This is a genomic window from Maribacter polysaccharolyticus (genome assembly GCF_028882255.1).
Taxonomy (GTDB): domain Bacteria; phylum Bacteroidota; class Bacteroidia; order Flavobacteriales; family Flavobacteriaceae; genus Maribacter_A; species Maribacter_A polysaccharolyticus.
In genome coordinates, this window is sequence record NZ_JARBUY010000008.1 from 4,509 (window position 1) to 29,748 (window position 25,240).

At 43.8% G+C, this 25,240-nt stretch carries 23 protein-coding genes; 12 read left to right on the forward strand and 11 right to left on the reverse strand.

All coding sequences use genetic code 11. The annotated features are described in order from the left end of the window. On the reverse strand, positions 1 to 2,325 hold a 2,325-nt coding region (locus tag PHU20_RS18665), incomplete at its 3' end, for a beta strand repeat-containing protein (protein ID WP_420828691.1). A gap of 425 nt (positions 2,326 to 2,750) precedes the next feature. Between PHU20_RS18665 and PHU20_RS18670 the strand changes: the two genes are divergently transcribed. From PHU20_RS18670 to PHU20_RS18695, 6 genes are all read left to right on the forward strand, one after another. Beyond that, positions 2,751 to 3,503: a hypothetical protein gene (locus PHU20_RS18670; protein WP_274826932.1), complete on the forward strand. Its 753-nt coding sequence runs from the start codon at positions 2,751 to 2,753 to the stop codon at positions 3,501 to 3,503. Beyond that, positions 3,490 to 4,269 carry a carboxypeptidase-like regulatory domain-containing protein gene (locus tag PHU20_RS18675; protein WP_274826933.1) on the forward strand — a complete coding sequence of 260 codons (780 nt, stop codon included), beginning with the start codon at positions 3,490 to 3,492 and terminating at the stop codon, positions 4,267 to 4,269. The genes PHU20_RS18670 and PHU20_RS18675 overlap by 14 nt, the downstream gene beginning before the upstream one ends. A 51-nt stretch (positions 4,270 to 4,320) precedes the next feature. Then, entirely contained in the window at positions 4,321 to 4,833 is a 513-nt protein-coding gene (locus PHU20_RS18680; protein ID WP_274826934.1) for a DUF6702 family protein, read from the forward strand. Between the two features lie 61 nt (positions 4,834 to 4,894). Then, positions 4,895 to 7,201 carry a M1 family metallopeptidase gene (locus tag PHU20_RS18685; protein ID WP_274826935.1) on the forward strand — a complete coding sequence of 769 codons (2,307 nt, stop codon included), beginning with the start codon at positions 4,895 to 4,897 and terminating at the stop codon, positions 7,199 to 7,201. 192 nt (positions 7,202 to 7,393) lie between these two features. Then, positions 7,394 to 7,732 (forward strand): Sec-independent protein translocase subunit TatA/TatB, encoded by a 339-nt coding sequence (locus tag PHU20_RS18690; protein ID WP_274826936.1) that lies wholly within the window; start codon positions 7,394 to 7,396, stop codon positions 7,730 to 7,732. A gap of 12 nt (positions 7,733 to 7,744) precedes the next feature. After that, positions 7,745 to 8,317, forward strand: coding sequence for a phosphatase PAP2 family protein (locus PHU20_RS18695; RefSeq protein WP_274826937.1), 573 nt, complete (start codon positions 7,745 to 7,747; stop codon positions 8,315 to 8,317). Here PHU20_RS18695 and PHU20_RS18700 read toward each other — a convergent pair. After that, complete coding sequence (locus tag PHU20_RS18700) at positions 8,283 to 8,924, reverse strand: O-methyltransferase (RefSeq protein ID WP_274826938.1); 642 nt, start codon at positions 8,922 to 8,924, stop codon at positions 8,283 to 8,285. The two genes, PHU20_RS18695 and PHU20_RS18700, sit on opposite strands and share 35 nt — an antisense overlap. Positions 8,925 to 8,963: 39 nt before the next feature. Here PHU20_RS18700 and PHU20_RS18705 point away from each other — a divergent pair, with 39 nt between their 5' ends. Genes PHU20_RS18705 through PHU20_RS18715 form a run of 3 tightly spaced genes read left to right on the forward strand, consistent with a single transcriptional unit; the run spans position 8,964 to position 11,997 of the window. Further along, complete coding sequence (locus PHU20_RS18705) at positions 8,964 to 9,461, forward strand: GNAT family N-acetyltransferase (protein ID WP_338040903.1); 498 nt, start codon at positions 8,964 to 8,966, stop codon at positions 9,459 to 9,461. A gap of 60 nt (positions 9,462 to 9,521) precedes the next feature. Further along, on the forward strand, positions 9,522 to 10,796 hold the full coding sequence (gene kynU / locus PHU20_RS18710; RefSeq protein ID WP_274826939.1) for a kynureninase: 1,275 nt from the start codon (positions 9,522 to 9,524) through the stop codon (positions 10,794 to 10,796). Between the two features lie 46 nt (positions 10,797 to 10,842). Continuing rightward, positions 10,843 to 11,997: an MFS transporter gene (locus PHU20_RS18715; protein WP_274826940.1), complete on the forward strand. Its 1,155-nt coding sequence runs from the start codon at positions 10,843 to 10,845 to the stop codon at positions 11,995 to 11,997. Positions 11,998 to 12,005: 8 nt separating this feature from the next. On the opposite strand, the gene PHU20_RS18720 is transcribed toward PHU20_RS18715, so the two are convergent. Beyond that, a complete protein-coding gene (locus PHU20_RS18720; protein ID WP_274826941.1) occupies positions 12,006 to 12,677 on the reverse strand; it encodes a hypothetical protein in 672 nt (223 codons plus the stop codon). 253 nt (positions 12,678 to 12,930) lie between these two features. Between PHU20_RS18720 and PHU20_RS18725 the strand changes: the two genes are divergently transcribed. Together PHU20_RS18725 and PHU20_RS18730 are read left to right on the forward strand one after the other, a co-directional pair. Then, a complete protein-coding gene (locus PHU20_RS18725; RefSeq protein WP_274826942.1) occupies positions 12,931 to 13,479 on the forward strand; it encodes a ClpP family protease in 549 nt (182 codons plus the stop codon). 262 nt (positions 13,480 to 13,741) lie between these two features. Then, positions 13,742 to 15,091, forward strand: coding sequence for an FAD-dependent oxidoreductase (locus PHU20_RS18730; protein WP_274826943.1), 1,350 nt, complete (start codon positions 13,742 to 13,744; stop codon positions 15,089 to 15,091). Positions 15,092 to 15,133: 42 nt separating this feature from the next. Here PHU20_RS18730 and PHU20_RS18735 read toward each other — a convergent pair whose 3' ends face one another. From PHU20_RS18735 to PHU20_RS18755, 5 genes are all read right to left on the reverse strand, one after another. Further along, positions 15,134 to 15,712: a YceI family protein gene (locus tag PHU20_RS18735; RefSeq protein WP_274826944.1), complete on the reverse strand. Its 579-nt coding sequence runs from the start codon at positions 15,710 to 15,712 to the stop codon at positions 15,134 to 15,136. 108 nt (positions 15,713 to 15,820) lie between these two features. Then, on the reverse strand, positions 15,821 to 17,083 hold the full coding sequence (locus tag PHU20_RS18740; protein WP_274826945.1) for a hypothetical protein: 1,263 nt from the start codon (positions 17,081 to 17,083) through the stop codon (positions 15,821 to 15,823). A gap of 57 nt (positions 17,084 to 17,140) precedes the next feature. Further along, positions 17,141 to 17,728, reverse strand: coding sequence for a YceI family protein (locus PHU20_RS18745; protein WP_274826946.1), 588 nt, complete (start codon positions 17,726 to 17,728; stop codon positions 17,141 to 17,143). A 437-nt stretch (positions 17,729 to 18,165) separates the two neighbouring features. Beyond that, a complete protein-coding gene (locus tag PHU20_RS18750; protein ID WP_274826947.1) occupies positions 18,166 to 18,945 on the reverse strand; it encodes a zinc ribbon domain-containing protein in 780 nt (259 codons plus the stop codon). Positions 18,946 to 18,947: 2 nt separating this feature from the next. Further along, positions 18,948 to 20,042, reverse strand: coding sequence for a Nif3-like dinuclear metal center hexameric protein (locus PHU20_RS18755; protein ID WP_274826948.1), 1,095 nt, complete (start codon positions 20,040 to 20,042; stop codon positions 18,948 to 18,950). A 50-nt stretch (positions 20,043 to 20,092) separates the two neighbouring features. Between PHU20_RS18755 and lpxK the strand changes: the two genes are divergently transcribed. Further along, complete coding sequence (gene lpxK, locus PHU20_RS18760; protein ID WP_274826949.1) at positions 20,093 to 21,091, forward strand: tetraacyldisaccharide 4'-kinase; 999 nt, start codon at positions 20,093 to 20,095, stop codon at positions 21,089 to 21,091. Here the strand turns inward: lpxK and PHU20_RS18765 are convergent. Genes PHU20_RS18765 through lipA form a run of 3 tightly spaced genes read right to left on the reverse strand, consistent with a single transcriptional unit; the run spans position 21,081 to position 25,231 of the window. After that, on the reverse strand, positions 21,081 to 23,309 hold the full coding sequence (locus PHU20_RS18765) for a tetratricopeptide repeat-containing hybrid sensor histidine kinase/response regulator (RefSeq protein WP_274826950.1): 2,229 nt from the start codon (positions 23,307 to 23,309) through the stop codon (positions 21,081 to 21,083). The genes lpxK and PHU20_RS18765 overlap by 11 nt on opposite strands. Continuing rightward, the gene (gene gap, locus PHU20_RS18770; RefSeq protein WP_274826951.1) at positions 23,306 to 24,316 is read right to left on the reverse strand and encodes a type I glyceraldehyde-3-phosphate dehydrogenase; all 1,011 of its coding nucleotides are present in this window, start codon (positions 24,314 to 24,316) and stop codon (positions 23,306 to 23,308) included. Before gap ends, PHU20_RS18765 begins: the two co-directional genes overlap by 4 nt. 48 nt (positions 24,317 to 24,364) lie before the next feature. Continuing rightward, the gene (lipA, locus tag PHU20_RS18775) at positions 24,365 to 25,231 is read right to left on the reverse strand and encodes a lipoyl synthase (RefSeq protein WP_274826952.1); all 867 of its coding nucleotides are present in this window, start codon (positions 25,229 to 25,231) and stop codon (positions 24,365 to 24,367) included. Positions 25,232 to 25,240 lie beyond the last annotated feature (9 nt).

Genomic DNA, 25,240 nt, shown 5'->3' on the forward strand with positions numbered 1-25,240 from the left:
ATTTGTAGTATCACCATCGACCTCAGCGGTCAGGTATCCGTTGTTGGCCACGAAAGCGTCTACGGCAGTTTCGTCCAGGGTGTTGTCGATATCATCGGCGAAATCTGCTGGAATGTTGGTCATTGTAGTCCAGTCTGCTAAGCCGGAGGGAATCGTGACGGTGTTCCCACCTGTCCCTGAAATGGAAAGTTGGTCACCTGAGACGGAAAGGGTCTGGATTTCATTGAAATTACTGGTGTCCCCATCGGCGGCATCTGAAGCTGCGATAGCCGATGCAAGTTCTATGTCAGTGCTAAACACAGGGTCTAAATCTACTGTGCCGTTGAACCCGCCATTTGATCCAATGAAATCAATTTCAGTGCCCGAAAGAAATGCATTTGAAACCACACCATCGACTCCTCCTGTGGCAAGAATAGTAGCTATTCTATTTTCCACATAATTTTGTGTTGCAGCATCTTGTGGCAAAGTTGGGTCTACTAGGTCATTGATTTGACTGTTCCCAGCACTGCTGCCATTTGTTAAAACACTGGCTAAATCGAGGGAACCACTTCCAAGTCCAGATAAATCAATATCAAAATCAATTCCTCCTTCAGTAATTGTTAAGGTGGTACCTGATAATGAAGAAGCGGTGATTACTTCATTGGTAACATCGCCATCCAATTCTGCAGTAAGAAAGCCATTATTTGCAACAAAGCCATCCACGGTTGCTTCGTCAAGCGTCGTATCGATGTTGGAAAGGTCTATTGTTCCATTAAAACCACCACCCGTACCGGTGAAGACTAAATCTGTTCCACTTTGCAATTCTACATTGGTAACAACACCGTCTGCACCTCCACCTCCTAAGGATGCCAGTGGAATGGTCCAGGTTTGACCAGGGTCGGTGATAATCAAATCAGTACCGACCAATTCAGCATTTGTGATAAGTTCATTATCGGGGATCTCACCGCCCCCACCAAGACCGGTCAAGTCGATATCAAAATCAATTCCCCCTTCAGTAATAGTCAAGATATTACCTGTTAATGTCGATGCTGTGATAATTTCATTGGTCATACTGCCATCAACTTCTGAAGTTAAATAGCCATTATCCGATACAGCGTTATCCACTAAAGGTTCTAAATCCACATTGCCATTGAATCCACCATTGATCCCGGTTACGTTTAAATTGTTTCCAGTTGTTCCTATGTTCGTTACAACACCATCAGATCCGCCATTGGAAATGATTGTACCTATTGCATTATCAATCCCTATCAAATGCCCCTCTACATTTGTTGCCGTTTCCGTATAATTCGTTGGATTGGTGGCTACATCAACCTCAGCTGCAATTTGAATTTCGTTGGTTGCATCGAAATCCCCATCATTGACATTTAAATTAAGAGTACCCCCATTGTCAATAGAAATATTTCCAGGGTTTCCATTTGTTGATAGGTCCTGGTTATCACTACCCGTATTGTTAAAAGTACCTAGATCAACCCGTGTTTCAGTACCCGATTCCGTCAAGACCAGTTCATTACCATCAATAATAGCACTGGTCAATATCTCATTTTGATCATCCAAATCCCCATCATCGGCAATATGGTCCGAGATAGCTGTAGAATTAGTACTGATGGCATTGGCATTAGTCGTTATCGCTCCCGCATTCACGGTTATGCCATCGGTGTTGGCCTGTACGGCATCCAGAACGGGTTGCTCGTCATAAAAGGCCCCACCGTCCAAGCCCATCATCAGGTCGTTTCCGCCATCTTCGCTGACGATATCGGCCGTGGTGATATAGCCCACGACATTCGTAAAATAATCCTCGACCTCCACATTGTTCAAGGCATTTACCCCAACGGCATTTTCTTCGAGTTCGTTCGCACTTACGGCATCGTTGGCCAGTTTGTCCTGTCCGATACTGTTGTTCTGTATATCGACCCCATTGATGCCCCCATCTACGATCTGCTCGGTACGTATGCTGTTGGGAGCCACTTCGATATGGTTGTTTTCCCCATTGGTGGTAATGACAATGGTACTCCGGGTATTAACATAGGGATCCGTGGTCAAATTGGGGATACCGCCCACTTCCTCACAGATATTGATCCATTCACTACCATTGTAATAATGTAAGCATTCGAGGTCGGTGTTGTAGACCACGGCCCCGGGCAATGGGACAATGGCATTCATCCCTGCCGTACTTACGCGGGTGACCACCAGCACCCGGGAACCGCTTTCGAGTTCCAAGACCGATGCCGGGTCTATGGTCTGGGGATTGTCCCCGATCTTGATCTGCCCTGTAACGGTCGGGGCCCATAAAAGGCCCAAAACCAGAAAAAATAGTGTTCGTTTCATTAGTTTCCAATTTCTTTGTGTTGCTTAAAACCCACGCCTACCTTGGCGTTGTTTTATCCGGGGTGCCGTACTCCGGGTAATTCCCGACCCGATTTCGGTATTGTGGATTACAGCACCCTTTTTTTACGTATGATGGCCATTTTTCACCTATTTTATCCAAATTCCGCAAGGAACTTCCCAATAGGATGACGAACAAAAATAGAATTATATCGATATATACCTAATTTTTGGAGTTGAAATCACCGCAAATCGGGTTGAAGGGTCATTTAACCTTCCCGTATTTTTAAAGGTTGGACCCTAGTGGTTTAGGCGGGTGCCCCGATTTGATCGGGTGCGGCAGGAAGACAAATTAACAAAAGTTTACAGTTGACCGTTTTTTAAAACCGTTTAGTTATATTTCCTTTATATTTTGTAAATTATACTTGATGAAACCACTTTTACTTTCTATTTGTTTTTTATTGTCCATTAACGCCGGTTTTTCACAAGAAGATGATGGTCGGAGTTTATTGCGCGGACAGGTATTGCACCGCAATATGGTCGTACCCGATGAAAACGTGATCAATGCGACCTCCGAAATGGCGACCATTACCAATGCCAACGGGGAGTTCCTGATCCGGGTAAAAGAAGGTGATGAGTTGGTGTTTTCCGCAGTGAATTTCAATTTACGTATGATTACCGTTACCGAAGAGATCTTACGTAAGGGCCGATTGGTCGTAGAGGTGGAAGAAAAAATAACAAAACTCGATGAAGTCGTGGTCACCTCCGAAGAACAGGAAAAGTTCCTGGAGGTCAAGAACGATCAATTCAAGCAGTATGAGTATGAAATAGATCGCTCGAGTGAGGTAGAGAACATAGCCATGCCCCAATACCAAAGGGGAATGAAAGATGGGATTAATTTCGTGAATATCTTTAAGGCGTTGGTAACTTCGAACAACAAGATCGAGGAAGAGAATCGTCCTCCCTTGAAACTGAGTGATGTCATGCGCCAGGTCTATGATGATCGGTTTTTTATGGAGGATCTACAGTTGCCCCAGGATAAGATCGATGCCTTCTTGCTCTATTGTGACCTTAGGATACCTACGCGCACCTTATTGAGAAAGGAGAACGAATTTGAGTTGATCGAATTTTTGGTGAACCAGAGTAAAATTTTCCTGAGCCAAATCGATGAGGAAAAGTAGGCTACTGCTTATTTTATTGATTTTTTCGGGTGCCGTTGCTAGTGCCCAGACACTCCCAAGCAAAGAGATCAGCGGAAGGGTCTATAGTGAGAGCGGGGATGTGGCCGCCACCCATATCATAAACACGACAGCGTTGAAAGCTACGATTTCCGATAATGAAGGGTACTTTTCCATTGCGGCCAAATTGTACGATACGTTGGTATTCTCGGCCGTACAGTACAAGCGAAAGACCCTGGTGGTCACCCAAGCGGTCTTTGACAGTAAATTACTGTACGTACCAATGGAAGAATCGATCACCGAGTTGGATGAAGTGGTCGTCATGCCCTATAACCTTACCGGGAATATGGCCATCGATCTGGGGCGTACCGATATCGGGCCCGTGGTAACGGCGTCTACCTTGGGGTTGCCCAATGCGAACGTAAAAACCCTTACCCAGGCAGAACGCGAACTGTATGCGGCAACCGCCAATCCTTTCATGGGTTTCGATCCCCTGATCAACGCCATCACGGGCCGTACCAAAATGCTGAAACAACGCATCGCCAGAAACAGGAAATATGAACGTACCCAGCGGGTCAGGACATTTTATGCCGATTCGCTGTATACCAGTGAATTTCGGATCCCGAAAGAAAAAATAGATGATTTTATGTATTACTGTGAAGTGGATCCCGAATTCCAATCCCTGGTCGATTCCCACGATCGCTTTAAGATCTGGGAATATATGCGGAAAAAAAGTGTTGTTTATAAGGAAAATAACGGACTCGATTGATCGAAAGGTCTGGCATAAAGATTGCATCGTCCCAATTATAATGTATACCGTATGAAATTAAATGGTTTTAAAAAGTGTATGGTGCTATTGTTCTTGCCTTTATTGGCATTTGCCACAGCCCACAAATATTATGTAAGCGTTACCAATGTCACCTATTCCGAAAAGGACCAGGCCCTGCAGATCGTTTCCCGCATTTTCATCGATGATTTTGAGGCCCTACTTCTTGAACGCTACGGGATAAAGGCGCAGTTGGATACGGATAAGGAATCCCAATTGGCCGATGCCTATATCGAGAAGTACCTTAGGTCAAAATTCCTGGTGTACGTAAACGGGAAGGTGCAGGAGTACGATTTTCTGGGTAAGGAATATGATGGGGACATCATGGTCTGTTATCTCGAAATCACCGGGGTTCCGGAAGCGACCATGCAATCGATTGCCGTACAGAACGAAGTGCTTACCGATCTTTATGGGGAACAACAAAATGTGGTTCATATAAAGGTGAGGGATACAAAGAAAAGTTTTGTTCTCATAAGGGAAAATAATAAAGGTATGTTAAACTTCTGAGGAGCATTTAGAAATGGTTGAAAAAACTTTAAATTCCCGTCTTAAATTAATTTCACATCATATGAAGAGAATCAAGTATGGTTTTGCATCGATTTTATTGCTGTTCACAGCAGTTGTTTCTGCCCAGGAGGTCGAGCAAAGCACCAAAGAACCAGGCCACACCAACCAAAGTAAGTTTAGACAAATGTATCAGGAGTTCGCAACTCCCAACACCTATCGTTCCGCTTCGGGAACGCCCGGACCTGACTACTACCAGCAGCAGGCCGATTACAAAATAGATATTGAATTGGATGATAAGAATGCCAGGATTTATGGCACCGAGACCATCACCTATACCAATAATTCCCCCGATGTCCTTGAGTTTCTATGGTTGCAATTGGACCAGAACGTTAGGGCCAAAGACAGTAAGTCGCCCCTAAGGGATGGGAGTGGGGTCCCATTGGCCGAACAACCGGGTGGTTTCGTAGGCAAGTATATGGATGAGCCATTCGATGGTGGATTCAACATAGAATACGTAAAGGATGCCGCAGGGAAGCCTATATCCTATACGATCAACCAGACCATGATGCGGGTGAATATCGCGGAACCGCTTAAGAGTAAGGAACAAGTGTCGTTCTCGGTCAAATGGTGGTACAACATTCCCGATCATACGGTCAACAGGGCCCGTTCGGGATATGAGTATTTTTCCAAAGATGGGAACAGGGCTTATGTAATTGCACAGTTCTTTCCAAGAATGGCCGTTTATAGCGATGTGGAAGGATGGCAAAACCATCAGTTCTGGGGAAGAGGCGAATTCGCACTTCCTTTTGGGGATTATGAGGTGAATATCACGGTTCCTGCAGATCATGTCCTCGATGCTACGGGGGAACTTCAGAATAGAAAGGAAGTTTTTTCCAAAGAGATGCTGAAAAGGTATGAAAAGGCGACAAAGTCGTACGACAAACCTGTGGTGATCGTCACCCAATCAGAGGCCGAGGCCGCAGAGAAAGGTTTTTCGGAAGAAAAGAAAACATGGAAGTTCAAGGCCAAAAATGTGCGTGATTACGCTTTTGCGACTTCCCGAAAATTCGTTTGGGACATGCAGGCCGTTAAAATGGGCAACAGGGACGTAATGGCCATATCGCTTTACCCAAAAGAAGGTAATCCTTTGTGGGGCGACTATTCTACCATGGCCGTTGTACAGACCTTAAAGACCTATTCAAAACATACCTTTGATTATCCTTACCCGAAAGCCATTTCGGTACATGCGAAAAATCAAGGAATGGAATATCCCATGATCTGCTGGAACTACGGTAGGCCCAACGAAGACGGTAGTTACTCGGATCGTACCAAATTCGGGATGCTCAGTGTGATCATTCATGAGGTAGGGCACAATTTCTTTCCTATGATCGTCAATTCCGATGAACGCCAATGGGGATGGATGGACGAAGGTCTTGATACCTTTATGCAATATTTGGCAGAACAGGAATTCGGGGAAGAGCATCCAGATGTGATCGCTCCGGAAAAGTCCTATCCTTCCAGAAGGGGAGATCCAAAAAAGATAGTACCTTATATGAGTGGCGACCAAAGTACGATCTCGCCGATCATGTCGAATCCTGAGAACGTTTACCAGTTGGGACCAAACGCTTACGCCAAGCCAGCTACGGCCTTGAATATATTAAGGGAAACCGTCATGGGACGTGAGCTCTTCGATCATGCTTTCAAAACCTATGCACAACGTTGGAAATTCAAGCATCCTACCCCTGAGGATTTCTTTAGGACCATGGAAGATGCCTCTGCCGTGGATCTGGACTGGTTTTGGAGAAGTTGGTTCTATACCACCGATTATGTTGATATAGGGGTAAAGGGGATCAAAAAGTATTACGTATCGGATAAACCCGGTAAAAAAATGCAGGAGTATATGGCCGAGCGCAACCTTACCGAAGCCGATTTACCTCCTTTAGTGTATTTGGCCGATGAGGATAGCGAGGATTTTGACCCGAATTTAAAAGGGAAGTCACCGCTTCAAAGTTCAAAGAACCTACGGGAATTCATGATGGACAATATGACGGCCGAAGAAAGGGCGAAGGTTAAAAGTCCGAAGTACTTCTACGAGGTTACTTATGACAAGCCAGGAGGTATACCCATGCCTTTGATCGTTGAATATACCTATGCCGATGGGACCAAGGAAAACATTACCTACCCACCGGAGATTTGGAGAAAGAACGATACCGAAGTTAAATTGGTGCTTTCTTCCCAAAGTGAATTGGTTGGTATCATGGTAGATCCCAAAGAGGAAACCGCCGATATCGATACCAGCAATAATTCATGGCCAAAACAAGAACAGCAAGACGACTTTGATAGGTTCAAGTCGAACGTAAAAGGGTAATTACCGTTTGCGATAACAAAAAAGGAGGATTTTTAATTCGTGTGATCTTTGGATCTGTCCCGTTTCGGGTGGTCGATATAGCTTGGAGAACGGTAAAACGTTGTTCCCGACCCCGTTACGATGATACAGGTAGACGCACTTTTTAAAGGTCCTCTTTTTTATTTAGCAAGTAAACTTCACTATATTTGGCGTATGTATTCAATGTTGTTTTTATTTATCAGCGGTGCTGAGATTTTTTTCATCATGTTCATTGTGGTGATGGTATTCGGTGCCGATAAGATTCCCGATATAGCCAGGGGCTTGGGGAAAGGTATGCGCCAGCTCAAGGATGCTACCGAAGATATAAAACAGGAGATTCAAAAAAGCGCCGAAAAGCAAGGGATCGATACCAGTTTCGTTGAGGATATCAAAAAGGATATCAATGAGGTAAAAGGAAACCTGCAATCCGGATTGGGCGATGACCTTAAAAAAGGATATGAGGACATTAAAAAGAATGTCGATGATGTCAGCGGTACTGTAAAGCGGAAATAAACAACGTTACCTATGCTCGAAAGAATTTTGCAATGGGATAGGGATGCACTGGTTTTTATTAATGGTTTAGGGATCGAGAGATACGATCATTTTTGGTTGACCGTTACCAATATTTACACTTGGGTCCCCCTGTTCATGTTTTTTTTCGTCCTGATTTTTTGGAAATATAAGCGTAAGGAAGCCATTTATGTCACCTTGACGGTAGTGGCCTTGATCGGTTTTATCTTAATGGCCACCGATTTGACCAAGGGCTATTTTGCCCGGTTACGCCCCAATAATGATGAAGCGGTGCGCATCATGCTGCGTATCGTACACGACCCCTCCACGTTTAGTTTTTTCTCCGGTCATGCGGCCAGTTCTTTTTCGATCACCTCGATCATTGTCCTTTTTCTGTACAAAAGGGTTAAGTGGTGTTGGGTATTTTATATTTGGCCCTTACTTTTCGCCTTGAGCAGAATGTACCTTGGGGTGCATTACCCATCGGATATCATTGTCGGGGCCTTGGTGGGTATACTCACCGCTTTCGCTTTTTACAACCTGTACCAGAGGATTATCGTACCCTACTTAGGGTTAACCCGTCCCTGATGGGCAACAGCACGGTCTCTACCCGTGGATCGTTCTTGAGCATTCGGTTGTACTCCAAAAGTACCTTGGTGGTCTTGTCCTTTTCCTTTACGGGTTCTACCACTTTACCCGACCACAATACATTGTCCGAGAGGATGATACTGCCCGAAGTGGTCTTCTCAAGGGCCGCTTCATAATATTTGGGATAATCCTTTTTCTCGGCATCTATAAACACCAAATCAAAGGTCATGTCCAAGGTAGGGATGATCTTTAGGGCGTCTCCGGTATGTTGTACGATCTGGGGTCCAAACGTACTTTGGTCGAAATACTTGCGCTGTATGCTGCCGAGTTCCTCATTGATGTCGATGGTGTGCAATTGGCCGTCTTTGCGAAGGCCTTCGGCAAGGCATAAGGCAGAATAGCCCGTATAGGTGCCTATTTCGAGAATGTTGATGGGGCGTATGATTTTCGAGAGCAGGCTAAGGACCCTCCCTTGAAAATGCCCGGTGATCATTCTGGGCTGAATGACTTTTAGGTGGGTTTCACGGGAAAGGGCTTGTAGTAATTCGGGTTCGTTTTCCGAATGCTCCTGTATATATTCCTCGATGTCCGAAGATAAAAAATGCATACCTTATTTTTTTGTAAAAGTAGCTAAATATGTACTATCTTGAAATTTCAAGAAGTGGACTTTTTAATTCAACGAACTATGGATTCGATTACGGTCAGAGGGGCGGTCCTAGACGATCTGGAGCTTTTGCGAAGCTTTGAACAAGGGGTGATCCAAGCGGAAAGGCCTTTTGATGTTACCCTGGATGCAGATCCCATTTCCTATTATGATATCGGGGCAATGATCGAAGATGACGATGCCCATGTGGTCGTGGCCGAAATTGGGGGTAAGGTCATCGCATCGGGCTATGCCTTGATCAAACCTGCAAAACCGTATCTGGTACACGAGCGCTATTCGTATTTGGGTTTTATGTACACGGTCCCTGAATATCGGGGCAGGGGGGTGAACACCAAGATTTTGGAAGGTTTAAAGGAATGGTCATATGCCAAAGGGTTGAAAGAAATAAGATTGACCGTCTATAACGGTAATGGGAGTGCCATTAGGGCGTATGAAAAAGCCGGATTCAAGAGACATATCATCGAAATGCGGTTGGAATAACGGTGGCTTTAAAGCCCTTGTTTTTTAATCCGAAATCGTACTTTTGAACAAAAGAAGCCTATGCAATTCCAAAATACCCGCGCCTTTGCACAACAGCTCGATGCCGCGGACAACCTACGAGATTATAGGGAACAATTTCATTTTCCCCAAATAGCGGGCAAACAGGTCATATATTTTACCGGAAATTCCCTTGGCCTACAGCCTAAAATCGCCCAGGCCTATGTTGATGAGGTCATGGAGGATTGGAGAAAGTTGGGAGTTGAAGGTCATTTTCATGCCGATAAACCCTGGTGGGATTATCATGAACGCTTGGCCAAACCCTTGGCAAAGGTTGTGGGCGCACTTCCCGAAGAGGTCTCCGTGATGAATACCTTGAGTGTCAACCTTCATTTAATGCTGGTATCCTTTTACCGTCCTACAAAAAAACGGTTTAAGATCTTATGTGAGGAAAAGGCCTTTCCCAGTGATCAATATCTTTTGAACAGTCAAGTGCGGTTTCATGGTATGGATCCCGATGAGGCCATCGTTGAGGTCAAGAAAAGAAAAGGGGAGCACTTTTGGCGCACCGAGGATGTATTGGCCAAAATAGGGGAATTGGGGGAAGAACTTGCCCTGGTGTTGATCGGTGGGGTAAACTACTATAACGGTCAGGCGTTCGATATGGCGACCATTACAAAGGCCGGAAAGGCCGTTGGAGCCATGGTGGGATGGGATTTGGCCCATGCGGTAGGTAATGTCACCTTGGCATTGCACGATTGGGATGTTGATTTTGCGGCTTGGTGCAGTTATAAATATATGAACAGCGGCCCGGGCAATGCTTCCGGGGTGTTCATCAATAAAAAACATTTGGGTCAGGACCAAATACCGCGGTTCGAAGGCTGGTGGGGCACCAAAAAGGAAACCCGATTTTTGATGAAGCCCGTTTTTGAACCCATGGAAACTGCCGATGCCTGGCAGATCAGTAATCCGCCGGTATTGGCATTGGCACCTTATTTGGCTTCATTACAACTTTTTGAGGAAGTGGGTATGGATGCCTTGGTCGGGAAAAGGCAGCGGATCGTTGCGTATCTCGAATTCATCCTTGAAGAAATCGCCAAGGAAGTAGGGGGTAGCTTTGAGGTCATTACCCCGAAAGACCGAGGGTGTCAGCTCAGTGTATTACTGCACGGACAAGGAAGATCCCTATTTGATTTTCTGATGGGGCAAGGGGTCATTGCCGATTGGCGCGAGCCCAATGTCATGCGTTTGGCACCGGCTCCTTTTTATTGTTCGTATGAGGATATGTACCGGTTCGGGCAACTTCTGAAGCAGGGTGTTTTAAGGCAAAATAAGTAGTGTGCATAAGCGATTTTAAGTAGTTTTGCCGAAAAAATCCTTACCAATGAAATCACTTCGGACCATCTTGAAAAATCCACGCTATTTTGGGCCGGCATGGGTATTTGCGAGTCTTAACATTCTCTTCGGTACTTGGGTCATCTATATTCCATCGGTCAAGGAAAAATTGGGGATCGATAAGGCCGATTTGGGGATTGCCATCTTTTTTTTATCGTTTGGCGTATTTACCGTTTTTCCCATTGCCGCCAAGGTCATCAATAAAATAGGGGTGGGGAAGGCGACTTCCCTGGGGATCCTCGGTAGCAGTATCATGGCCTTGTTGCCGCTTTTGGCCCCAGATTATTACCTGCTTATGGGGGCGTTATACCTATTCGGCGCTTTTAATGGCTTTACCGATATCGCCATGAATACCCTGGTCACCGAGATAGAAAAACAGGACCGGCAAATGTTCATGTCGGCGGCCCATGGCTTTTTTAGCCTAGGGGGTGTTTTGGCCGGCTTGGGAAGTTTCTTTATCATGGCCATCGGTAGTCCGCCCGTACACATGCTTATGGCGGTGGTCTTGGTCCTTGGCGTGAACGCGATTTTCTTTAAGCGGTATTACCACGTAAAGGCGGCCCCGGTGCGTAAAGAACCCTTTAATATGAAACTTTTTAAACCCTTGATGGTCATTGGTGCGGTGGCGTTTATCGCTATGGGGAGCGAAGGGGCCATTATAGATTGGAGTGGCTTGTATCTAAAGGAAATAAGTATGGCTCCCGAAGCATTATGGGGTGCCGGATTTTTGGGGTTTCAAATCACCATGACCCTGGGGCGCTTTGTGGCAGATGCCATAAGCACCAAGATCGGATCGGTGAAAATCGTGGCCTTGGGGGCATGTACGGCCATCGTCGGGTTTGTTATGGTACTTTCTACGGTTACGTATATGGCGATTTTAGGATTTGCTCTGATCGGTTTGGGATTTTCGGTCATGGCCCCGGAGTTTTTCCGCATTGGTGGTAATGTCCCGGGAATCAACTCGGCCCAAGGGGTTTCCTTTATCGCAGGTATGGGGTATTCCGGATTTTTGGTCGCCCCTCCCATTTTAGGGGTTGTTGCCAAGACGTGGTCCTTGGTTATTTGCTTTATAGGGCTGTTGGGTTGTGTCCTCCTTATCTTAATGGCAACCCTGCTATTGCATCGTAAACGTGTGATTACGTAAGTCCGGATTTATTTTTTTTGTGCGGCCAAATGGGTGAAATACAATAAAAAACCTTTGTCATTACTGCGTTTCCGTGAAATTTGGAGTCCGTTTATATCCGCATAGTCTTCCCAGATGGTCACTAGGGATGCTTCCGGACTGTTTCCTTTTCTAAATACCCATTCCTGTATGCGGTAATCATCACCAAAATAAAGGTCGTAAGCATCGCCAGGGGTGTATCCTCCTTCATTGCCATAGACAAGCGTTACTTTGTGCATGGTTTTATGGCTTAGGGGAGCCACTTCGTTTTCGTAATGTTCATACGTATAATTCCCTTTGTCCCAAACCAGGTTGAACGGGGCCAATAACCAATATTTGTCGTTGATGAATTTACCGTTTATTTTATCGGTAATACTGTCCAACTGCGCCCTGTGGTAGGTAACGGTATCTTTTTGGGAAATGGCGGTTACTTGGTTGTTGTTGATATCCCAGATCCAACTGCGCTCAAAATGGGAGCTGTCCCGATCTACATTAAAGGTAAAGCGTAGCTCCCCCACATTTTTCCATTCTTGGAAACCATGTGCATTGGCTATTTTTTCCACTATGGTGAATGCTTTTTCAGGGGTAGGCTTGGCCTCTTTTTTTTCTGTTTTACACCCCATACATAACAGGGAAAACAGAAGGAAGGTGGTTATTCTCATTTCATAGGTTTGTTCAAATATAACGCATACGCGCCAATAACGGGAGGGCACGCAAACATAAAATAAGGTTAAATTGATGCAAAACGGACGGCTTCGGGGCATCCCCGAGCATTTGGGATGGCACAAATAAGGGACGGGAAGGAAGGAAAAGACACCTATAGGGGCACCGGCTTTTTTTTAATGTAATTCGATAACCTTGAGATAAGTTTATTTTTAATAAATTGCTTAGTTTTGAATTCTTAAATTAAATAGGATGAGTTCTAAAAAGGGAAAAGTACAGGAAGCAATAGATGAAAAGTTATTGGAAGAACGCAAGGTCTTTCTTTGGGGCATGGTAGATGATGAATCGGCCAAGCACGTAATCGATCGTTTGTTGTATTTGGATATGCAGAATAATAAAGAGATCCAGTTGTTCATCAATAGCCCTGGGGGATATGTGACTTCAGGTTTCGCCATGTATGATACCATCAAGTCATTAAAAAGTCCGGTGTCGACCATTTGTACGGGGCTTGCGGCCTCCATGGGATCGATATTGCTATCCGTGGGTAAAAAGGGAAGACGTTTTATTCAGCCCCATGCCCAAGTAATGATCCATCAGCCAAGTGGCGGAGCTCGGGGTCAGGCATCGAATATAGAGATCCAGGCAAAGGAAATCATCAAGACGAAAGAATTGAGTGCAAAGATCTTGGCCGAGAACTGTGATCAGGATTATGAAAAGGTGCTTAGGGATTTTGACCGTGATTATTGGATGAATGCAGAGGAATCCATAGCCTACGGAATCGTAGACGGTATATTGGAATAACCCACTTGCTTAAGAATGGCATGGAAAATAACAAGTCCTTCACAATCCGATTGTGAAGGACTTTTTTTGTGATATATAGTGACGCCGAAGCGGAATGTAAAATATATACGCACCTAGAAGTCGTTTTGGATGTTGCCATTAGGGGGGGGTAGGCGACTTCGATCCGGGGCGGGGATGCCAAGGTTCCCATATTCCGGTAATTGTAGGATTGCGGTTTATTTTACTAAATTTACATGCTAACCGTATTTTTTCCCAATTTAGAATGAAACAACAACCCAAGAACATTGCCATCGTAGGATCTGGTCTGGTAGGTTCCCTATTGGCCATTTATCTTAGAAAGCATGGCCATACGGTCACTGTCTTCGATCGTAGACCCGATATCAGGACCATAGTTTTTTCAGGGCGTTCCATTAATCTGGCCATGAGCAATAGGGGTTGGAAAGCCCTGTCGGAAATCGGTATTGAGGAAGAAATCAAAAAAATAGCGATTCCCTTAAATAAAAGGGCCATGCATTTGGTAGGTAAACCCATGTATTTTCAGGAATATGGCAAGGATGGGGAGGCGATTTGGTCGATATCGAGAGGGGTGTTGAACCGTAGGATGATCGATCTGGCCGAAGCGGCTGGGGTGACCTTTAAGTTCGAGGAAAAAGTATGGGATGTAGATCTGCCCGAAGCCAAATTATTTACCGGGGCCACCGAAAAAGGGGAGTGGAAAGAGTATCAATTCGATTTGATCTTTGGTTGCGATGGGGCCTTCTCCCGGGTGCGGCATAAAATGCAACGCCGTAGCAGGTTCGATTATTCCCAGGATTTCATTGATGTTGGGTATAAAGAGTTGACCATTCCGGCAAATGCCGATGGCACGCATAAATTGGATGCCCATTCCTTTCATATTTGGCCAAGGGGAAAGTACATGTTCATCGCCATGCCCAATTTGGATGGTAGTTTTACCTGTACCCTGTTCATGCCTTTTGAAGGGGAGGTTTCTTTTGAAAGTATTAAGACCAAGGAAGATGCCGAAAGGTTTTTTGAGACCAGTTTCCCCAGTGTAGACCATGAAATTGAAAATTTGGCCACTGATTTCTTTACGAACCCTACCAGTGCCATGGTCACCATGAAGTGCTATCCATGGACCTATTGGGACAAAGTGGCCCTAGTGGGCGATTCGGCCCATGCCATTGTCCCTTTTTACGGACAAGGAATGAATGCCGGTTTCGAGGACATTTATATGCTCAATAAATTGATCCAGGACTATGGTGACGATTGGGAGACCATTTTCCAAACCTATCAAAAAGAACGGAAACCGAATGCCGATGCCATTGCGGAATTGAGTTATCGCAATTTTATTGAAATGAGCAGTAAAACGGCAGATTCCAAATTTTTGCTTCAAAAAAAGATTGAAAATAGGTTTGCGGAAAAATACCCGGATAAGTGGGTTCCGCTATACTCCAGGGTAACATTTTCCGATAGGCCCTATGCCGAGGCTTTGGCCATCGGGGATGCCCAGGAAAAAATCATGGAACAGGTCATGGAACTTCCAGATATCGAAACCAATTGGGATTCGGAGGAAGTGGAACAAAAAATGCTAGGTCTTTTGGCTAGGGCATAACATAGACATCGTTTTACCCATTACCCTGTAAAAAGATAAGAACTAGGAATGTTGCTTAAGGGTTAGATCAAAATGTACGGTCAAGGCATCGTTCACCACAATAAGCCCTAGGGCTTTTTTCGGCGCTTTGAGATTAAAATCGCTCAGATGTATGTTCATCTCCCCTTTGGCCTTGAAGTTTTTGTCTTTGGATAGCTCGATAGGGACTTGATAATTTCGTTTGACATTGGCAATGACAATCGACACATCTGCAATGGTTTTGTTGTCAAGGTATTTTACGTTGTTCAGCTCCAGGGTGATATTGGGGTATTGGCTGGTTTTCAAAAGCTGGTTGAAATCCTTGTTGATTCGGTTGTGTCCGCAATCAAAATAGGTGTTCTGTAATTTCAATAGGGTGGAATCGAAGTCCATATGCCCTCCATTGTTCTTGAAATTTACACGAATGGGGTCATTTAAATTGTTCAAATTATAAGAGCAATCAAAGCTATTGATGTTACTGGTTCCGGAGATGATAAGTTCGCTATCGGAAGCGATGAAAATTTCAGTTGTATTTATCGCTTCATCGTTTTTTAAAAATGATAAACTTAGAAATCCAAAAAGAAAAAGAATAAGGGTTTTCATAGGTTAAAATTTATAAGACTTTGTTTGCAATATAGACTTAAGGGCAAAAATCCTAGGAATATAAAATCAATATTCCTAGGATAATTGTGTAAACTTATAAAAAAAATATTAGAAACTGATTACGGCTTCAAGCATTATACCATTGAATTTACCGTCGTTGTAAATACTTGTGGCATCATATCCGTCATAGGTTTGTGATACATATTCCAATTTGGCCATGACGTTTTTAGTGAAGAATAAACCTCCACCGATATTGAATCTATTGATATCAACATCGTAACCATCGGTTGTTTCGGCAGAAACGGAGTTATATCTTGTGCCAACGTAGAAATTCTCGTTTTGTCCGAATCGGTATAAAAGCTCCCCAACAAATTGGTTGGCTGTCCTATTTTCGGTTTCTGCAGTGGTTTTACCGCTAGAGAACTCCAATGCTCCAAAGAACTCCAATCCTTTGTACTTCACAAATGGGTTGATCATGATCGAAGAAAGTTTATTGCTAAACCCTGGATCGAATCGTCCTGATCTGAAGTTGTCAGAAGAAGTAGCGTCTGTATCTTCCATTACGAAGTAATATCTAGAACCGGCCCTGTCACCTGCATATAAATAAGTTCGTGAAGATTTGTTGGTTTGGTAAAGGGAACCGGTCAATCTAAAACGTAAATCATCGTTTATTTGCTTGTCGTATCCTAATTTGGCGATAACTGAAGGATCGGTAGTATCAGGACTGGTTGCGCTTTGGTTCAATTTACCATTGGAAAGACCAACCATTGCGATAAATCCGTTGTCCCTATAGTATACTTCCCCACCTACTTCGGTAGTAAAGGCATCCATGATGTAATTCCCTACGAAAGGATTGTATAAGGCCATGGCGTTGTCACTTCTTCTAAAGTGGCCATCACCATAGTTCAATTCCATATGCCCAACCTTAATGGTTACTTTCTTCATAAGATCTTCCATGAAACCGGGGCTGATGAAATTCAAATTGTCAATTTGGAAATATCCTCCTTTTACGTAAGGCTCGGTGTGGTGCCTTGAAGAAAGGTAGGTCCTAAGGTGCATTCCCACACCATCGGCCAAAGCAACATCTAGATCGAGGTTGGCAGTAGCCAAGTTAAAGTTATCACCTAGTTCTTTCAATTCAACGGCACCTGAATTTTCATGGTCAAAGGCTTGGAATTGAAGGGCAAAGGCTCCACCTACCCTTACTTTCACGTTTTCAAAAGTGCTTACGGTGTCTTTTGGGGCTTCAAAAACATTGATTCCATCTTTACTGGGCTGCCTGTAGTTGTCAAGGTTTCTGTCCTGTGCAGTCACAAAAAGGCCCGAGACCATTATAGCTGCGAAAATTAATTTACTGATTGTCGTTTTCATACTTGTTAAAATTTAATTTGATATAGTTGTTGATAATATTAATGGATATTCAAAAGATTATTTGGTCAATACCGAAGCATACTTGATGGTTACCTCATCCCCGGTTTTAATGGTTCCCATTAGGGCTTTTGGAGGGGTTATTCCGAATTCTGTCATTTTAAAGGAATTTTCACCGGTAAGGGTAACTTTGTCATTGGTTACGGTCATCAAGAAGTTTTCCGATAAGTTTTTGGTTACCCCACATAAGGTCAAATCTCCTGAGCATGCTACCTTGTAGGTGTTGTTGCCATTGGGTACGATTTCTTTTACCTTGGTCATTTCAAATACGATGTTTTTGTACTTGTCGGTCTTTAACGCCTTATAGGTGTTGTTGTCCATCATGCCTTTTCCACTTTTAAGGCTTTCTGCAGGAATGGTCAATTTTAAGGCTTTGATAGTGATATTATCACCATCGTTCCCGAGTTGTATGGTTCCTGATTGTTCTTCCGCGACGATTTCCCAATCGTGTATTGATGAAGTTCCCAAAACGGTCATTGAAGAACCGGTCTTGGAAAGTTTGAACTCTTGTGAAAAGATCGTTTGGGTCAACAAAAGGGAAAATAATAGGAGGATACTTTTGTTAAAAGGTTTGAATGTAATTTTCATTTTTTTGTATTTTTTATTTTGAAGCTGCAAAGATAGCGCAATGTTCAAGATCGATTATATGATAAATGTCATGTTTGATCACAAAGATGAATTTTATGCTATTTAGGGTGGTTAAAATAACAGAAATGCCTTTAATTGTTGGGTTATAATCATAAAAGTGCAAAAACCGGTTGTGACATCCTTTTAATGGAAAATATTGTAAGCGGATCAAAAAGGGCCTTTTGGCCAAAAAAATGAGTGGGTATGATAAAAATCAGTTTTTTTAACACCGTCGATCCTTGGATGGTTTTTCTGAATCGTAACCTATGTGTTCGATCTGGGCCGAAATAATCGCGTCCAATAAATAATCGTTTTATTGGGTGGAAGTGCATCAAAATAGAGGTATAAAAAAAAGACCATCAACAAGGATGGTCTTTGATTATAGTGTAAACGAACTATTAGATCTCACCGAACAATTTCTCCATTTTTTCGGCTTCTTCCTCGGCCAAAACGGGATCGACTAGGATTCTTCCACTATGTTCGTCGGTAATTATTTTTTTGCGTGATGCGATCTCTACCTGAACCTGTGGTGGTATGGTAAAGAAAGAACCTCCTGAGGCCCCCCTTTCGATAGGTACGACTGCAAGACCGTTTTTTACGTTATTCCTGATTCTTGTATATGCCTTCACCAAACGTTCCTCGATTTGCTCTTGGTACTCCAATGATTTGCTTAAAAGTGCTTTTTCTTCTTTTTCGGTTTCGGCCAAAATAGCGTCCAATTCACTTTTTTTATGTTTTAAATGTGATTCGCGCTCGCTTAATTTTTCTTTGGTAGCGGCAATCACCTCTTTTTTCTGCTCTATCTGGGCTTTGAACTCCTTGATGTTCTTTTCGGCAAGTTGTATTTCCAATTCCTGGAACTCAAGTTCTTTACTGATGGAATTGAATTCCCTGCTGTTACGGACATTTTTTTGTTGCTCCGTATATTTTTTGATCAATCCTTTGGATTCATCGATCAGGTTTTTCTTTGCCGTAATTTCGAAGTTTATCGTCTCAACATCGGTCTTTAGCTTGTCCAATCTGGTTTTCAAACCAAGTACATCATCTTCCAAATCCTCGACCTCTAAGGGTAACTCCCCTCGAACATTCCGTATTTCATCAACTCTGGAATCGATTAATTGCAAGTCGTACAATGCCCTAAGCTTCTCTTCTACGGTTATATCACCTTTTTTTGCCATACTTATAAATACTTGATAGGATTCGTTTTACTTCCCGATAAACGGATTGCAAAATTAGGAATTTTTTTTGTAAGATAATCAACTAAAAGATTTTTTGTAAACTGTTCTGTTTCATAGTGTCCGATATCGGCAATGACCATTGTTCCTTCCGCTTCGAAAAACTGGTGGTATTTTACGTCTGCGGTAATGAAAATGTCTGCTCCTGAGGCTTTTGCGGCTTTTATGGCAAAAGCCCCACTACCTCCCAAAACCGCTACTTTTTCAATGGGCTTTTCCCGTAAGGCGGAGTGTCGAATACCATGGGCATGCATCCTTTCCTTGACCTTGAGCAGAAAATCGACCTCCTTCATCGGTTTTTCGAGGTGGCCTATCATGCCCATCCCGATATCTTGATCGGTATTTTCAAGGGTAAGGACCTCATAGGCCACTTCTTCATACGGGTGGTGCTTAAAGAGGGCGCTCATTACTTTCTTTTCAACATGGGATTTAAAGGTAATGTTGAGTTGCATTTCTTTCTCAAAATGGGTTTGGCCTATCCGGCCTTTTGTGGGATGGGCATTTTCATTGGCTTTGTACGAGCCCGTACCCTCGGCAGAAAAGCTACAGTTGCTATAGTTGCCGATAGTACCCGCCCCAGCTTCGAATAATGCGTTTTTTAGATCGTCGGCCGCTTCAAGGGGTACATAGGTGGTCAGTTTTTTGATGGTGTTTTTTTGGGGGATAAGTATTTTGGGTTCCATGATGTCCAATACCCGACAGATTTCGGCATTGACCCCTTGCATGACATTGTCCAAGGCGGTATGCATGCTATAGATCGCAATATGGTTTTGGATGGCTTTTATGACCACACGTTCAACGTAGGTTTTGCCTGTGAGTTTTTTAAGTCCGTTGAAAATAATCGGATGGAAACTGACGATCAGGTTACAGTTTTGGGCAATGGCCTCTTCGACCACATTTTCCAAAGTATCCAAGGTTACTAGGATTCCCGTAACTTTCTGATGGTCATCGCCGACCAAAAGGCCTACATTGTCAAAATCCTCAGCAAGGCCCAAAGGGGCCAATTCTTCCAATATCCCGGTTACTTCTTTTACGATCATTTTCTTGTTTTATAGGGTTATCAAAGATAAAATATTATAATTTCGTTCTAATGCAACTCCTTAGAAAATTAGCTTTTCCGATTTCCCTGGTCTATGGCCTGGTGGTACATGTCAGAAATGTACTCTATGATTTCGGTATTTTAAAAAGTACTTCGTTCAAAACCCCAACGATCTGTGTGGGCAACCTAAGTGTCGGTGGCACCGGTAAAACACCGATGATCGAGTATTTGGTGGCCCTACTGCAAGATAGGTATAAGGTGGCCGTGCTGAGTCGGGGATATAAACGTAAATCCAAAGGGTTTCAAATAGCATCGGACGGAGGTAATGTGGAAGAACTTGGCGATGAGCCCTACCAGATTTTCAAGAAATTCCCGAAAATAACCGTGGCCGTCGATGCCGATCGGTGCAATGGGATCGCCAATCTGGAAAAATCGGTACATCCTGACCTGGTCTTATTGGACGATGCCTTTCAACACCGTAAGGTAAAGCCCGGTTTTTCGATATTGCTTACCGCCTACGACGGTTTATATAGTAAGGATCGGTATTTGCCCACGGGCAATTTAAGGGATTCCAAAAGGGAAGCCCGAAGGGCCCATGTGATCGTGGTGACCAAATGTCCCGATACTTTGGATAATGAACGGCAAACCCAAGTATTGAAATCGTTAAAGCCCAAAAAGGAGCAACAGGTATTGTTCAGCCAATTAAGGTATGACCATCGCCTAAAAGGGAACGGGGCCCCGTTATCGTTGGAGGATCTTTTGGGGCAAAGGGTAACCTTGGTCACGGGAATAGCCAATCCGAAGCCCTTGGTGGGTTATTTGATCGATCGGGGTGTTGATTTGGAACATCTGGAATATAGGGACCACCATTTTTTCAGCACTTCCGAAATTGGACTTTTCAATTCAAAACCGATCGTACTGACCACCGAAAAGGATTTTGCCCGATTAAAGGGCAAAGTGGCCGATCTGTATTATATACAGGTAAAGCACGAATTCCTTAATGGAGGAGGGGCGATTTTGGAAAAGGCGATCCACGATTTTATGCAATAGGGGAGCTGTTCGTTTGTTTCCCGAAGATATTCTCGCCTATTTTTTGATAAAAAACCTCGGGTTTAAAAGGTTTGGTGACGATGTCGTTACAGCCGGCGGCATAAAAGACCTCCAAACTATCGTCCAAAGAAATGGCCGTAAGGGCTATGATAGGGGTGATCTTGTCGAACTTCCGTATTTCGATCGTCGCTTCGTCCCCACTGATCCCCGGCATATGGATATCCATTAAAATGGCATCATACGTATTCTTTTTTGCCAATTCTATCGCTTCCGTACCGTTGTTCGCAATATCGGCCTCGATTTCTTTCTTTGACAACATTTTCTTGGTAATGACCTGATTGATCTTATTGTCTTCCACGATCAATATACGAAGTCCCTTAAAATCATAATCCTCTTTGACGATCTCAAAAGGAACGTTGTCGATGATGTTGTCCTTGCATTTCAACTTCAATTCAAAGTAAAAAGCACTTCCTTTGCCCAATTCACTTTCCAATTTTATCTTACTGTCGAACAGGCCTAGTAGGCTTTTTACGATGGTCAGCCCCAAACCGGTGCCTCCGTATTCCCTATTGATCTGTATGGAACCTTGTTCAAACCCATCAAATATTTTTTCCTGCTGTTCTTTTGAAATACCGATTCCGTTATCCTTGACCTCGAAATACACGGTAATCTCATCCTCTTCTTTATGAACCATTTGGGCTTTTACCGTGACCTCCCCATTTTTGGTGAACTTTAGCGCATTTCCGATAAGGTTCATGAAAATCTGTGAGAGTTTTACGGGATCGCTCATCAGATGCGAAGGAATGCTCTCGTCATAGTCCAGGATCAGTTTGGTTCTGTTGCCCTTGGCACTTTGTTGTAGGGAGTCGATGACTTCCTTTAAAAGCCTATTGAGGTTGAATTCCATGATCAATGGTTCCAACTTATCCGCATCGATCTTATTGATATGAAGAATATCATTGATGAAATTGAGTAGGTAATCCCCTGAAAATTTCAAGGCCTTAAGATGTTCTATTTGATTTTCGTTCGGATTTTCTTCCAACAATAAATGCGTAAGACCCGTAACGGCATACAGCGGTGTTCGTAGTTCGTGGCTAACGGTCGATAGGAAGTTCGTTTTGGCTTCCATGGCACTGACCGCCTCATCCCTGGCGGCCTGCAACTCACTGTTCTTTGTATGGAGTAGGGCGTTCGTTTTTAACTTTATCTGATTGTTCCTGTATAACGATACGGCCAATAGCGAGATGATGATCAAGAAAGCGGAAGTCAGTATGGCAGTAATCTCGGAGCGGTTTGCCGATTTGCTCAACTCCTCAATACGTTCGTCCTGGCGCTTGATCTCATTGGCCATGTTCTCATTGTGGATCTCATCGGCCGTTTTGGTTTCTATGCTCAGTTTTTCGATACCGAAAAGGGAGTCTTTGGCGGTTTGTAAATTACGTGTGGCCGTTAGGGCATTTTGATAGTTGCCAATATTTTCATTGGCCTCGGCCAAGAGACTGTTACCGTTTACTATCTCGATCGAAAATCCATTTTCCTCGGCCAACCTTAGGGCATTCTCCGCATTCTTGGCCGCATCCTCATAATTTCCGGTTTTCATTTGGGTTGAGGCAAGTCCTAGATAAGCCCTGGTGGAAAGGTATTCCTTTTCGTATATATCGGTGTTTACGATCAACGAATTGAAATTCTTCGTTGCACTCTCGTATTTTTCCAGGTTGAGGTAGATTTCACCTTCGGTCAATAAAATATTGTTGAAGAAATTCCGATCATTATTGAGCTGCCGTGCCTCATTGAGCATAAAAATGGCTTGGAAGTTCTGATCGTCCCTAAAAAGTAGGATGGCTTCGATATATTTGTAGATGGCATCACCATAAGGATATTCCACTTCGTTCAAAAGTACCTTTGCCCTATCCCAATAATACTTGGTCGTATTTACCTTATTCAATTTTAAATAAAGCAAAGCGAACATATTGTAACTGTCGATAAGCTTTTTGACGTCTTTGTTCGCTTCGGCCAATGAGGCGGCCTTCTCCAAAGACCGGAGTGCTAGGTCTATTTGGTTTTTGTTCCTATAGGTCCTGGCCTCTTCAAAGTAGGATTCCACATCGTTTTGGGCCGTATTGTCTTGGGCATAGGTGGTGCTGCAAATGCCAAGGCACAAGCACAAGAAGACCAAGGTTAAGCCTTTTAGGCCGATATATGGTTTTTTAATGTTCAAACAAATCTTTTTTCTATTAATAAGTTGATGACGTCAATGATCCTATTGCTGTATCCTGTTTCATTGTCGTACCAACCAATGATCTTTACCATTTTTCCAATTACGGAAGTCATTATAGAATCAAACGTACAAGAGTGATAAGTATTGTTTATGTCGATGGAAACTATAGGGTCTTCGGTATAAAAAAGTATGTTTTTCAGTTCATTTTCAGATGCATCCTTAAATGCATCGTTGATTTCTTGGATGGAGGTTTCTTTTTTTACGTTGAAAGTTATGTCGGTTAACGAGTTGTTGGGGACCGGTACCCGAATGCCACAACCCCCTATGACGTTGGCAAGTTCGGGAAAAATCCTCGTAAGTGCTTTGGCCGCCCCTGTAGTTGTCGGGATAATCGATTGGGAGGCCGCCCTCGCCCTACGCAGGTCGTTATGCGGCTGATCGTGTAGGCTCTGATCGGTAGTATAGGAGTGTATGGTGGTAATATATGCCTGTTCAATACCGCATAGTCCGTTGATCACTTTGATCATCGGCGCGGCATTATTGGTCGTACAGGAGGCATTGGAGATAATGTCGTCCTCGGACCCTATTATACTTTCATTGACGCCAAAGACGATCATTTTTATCGATTCATCAATCGGGGGGACAGAGAGTATGACTTTTTTGGCACCATTGTTCAAATGGTGCTGCAACGCTTCCTTGGTTTTGAATTTGCCACTGCATTCCACAACGATATCCACCTGATGTTTTGCCCAGGGGATGTGCTCCGGCGAACTCTCGTTCGTCAAGGGGATTTTTTTGCCATTGATGAGTATACCGTCGGGATCATGGGTGATCCCATTGTTCCATACCCCATGTATACTGTCGTATTTAAGGAGGTGGGCCAAGGTTCTGGCATTTGCCAAATCGTTGATGGCCACAACATTCAGGTGTGGATGGTCGTTCAATAATCTGAATAGGGTACGGCCGATCCTACCGAAACCATTAATGCCGATATTGATTTTTTTCATAGAAAGCGTCCTATTTGTTTTTTGGTAATCCTTAAAAGGCCGCGCACATTAATTGATATGCTTGTGGGCCTTGTAGGAGGAGCGAACCAATGCCCCGCTTTCAACATGTCTGAAGCCCATTTTATAGCCGGCTTCCTCGTATTTTTTGAACTGTTCCGGGAGGATGAATTTTTGTACGGGTAAATGTTTTTTCGAGGGCTGTAGGTATTGCCCGATGGTAACCACATCTACCTTGGCATTTCTTAGGTCCTCCATGGTTTCCAACACTTCTTCTTCGAGCTCACCGAGCCCTAGCATGATTCCCGATTTGGTTCGGTTTGCCCCTTGGTCGTGTAAATACCTCAATACCTCTAGACTTCTTTCGTACTTGGCCTGAATGCGTACTTCCCTTGTAAGCCTTTTAACGGTCTCCATATTGTGGGAAATAACTTCCGGTGCCACTTCGACAATTCGGTCTAAATGCCTTTCGATACCCTGAAAATCAGGGATAAGCGTTTCCAGGGTGGTTTTTGGACTCGTTCTTCGAATGGCCTTGACCGTTTCTGCCCATATGATGGACCCCATATCCTTTAAATCGTCCCGATCGACCGAGGTTATCACCGCATGTTTGATCTCCATTAATTTAATGGATCTAGCCACTTTTTCGGGTTCCGCCCAATCAACCGAAGAAGGTCGGCCTGTCTGAACCCCACAGAATCCGCAAGAACGGGTGCATATGTTACCTAAAATCATGAATGTGGCGGTACCTTCGCCCCAACATTCCCCCATATTGGGGCAACTCCCGGAGGTGCAAATGGTATTCAGTTCATATTTATCCACTAATCCCCGTAATTGGGTGTATTTTTTTCCGGTCGGTAACTTAACACGCAACCATTTTGGTTTGCCTGCCGGGGGAATAACGCTCTCTACAGCCATAGATTCAAT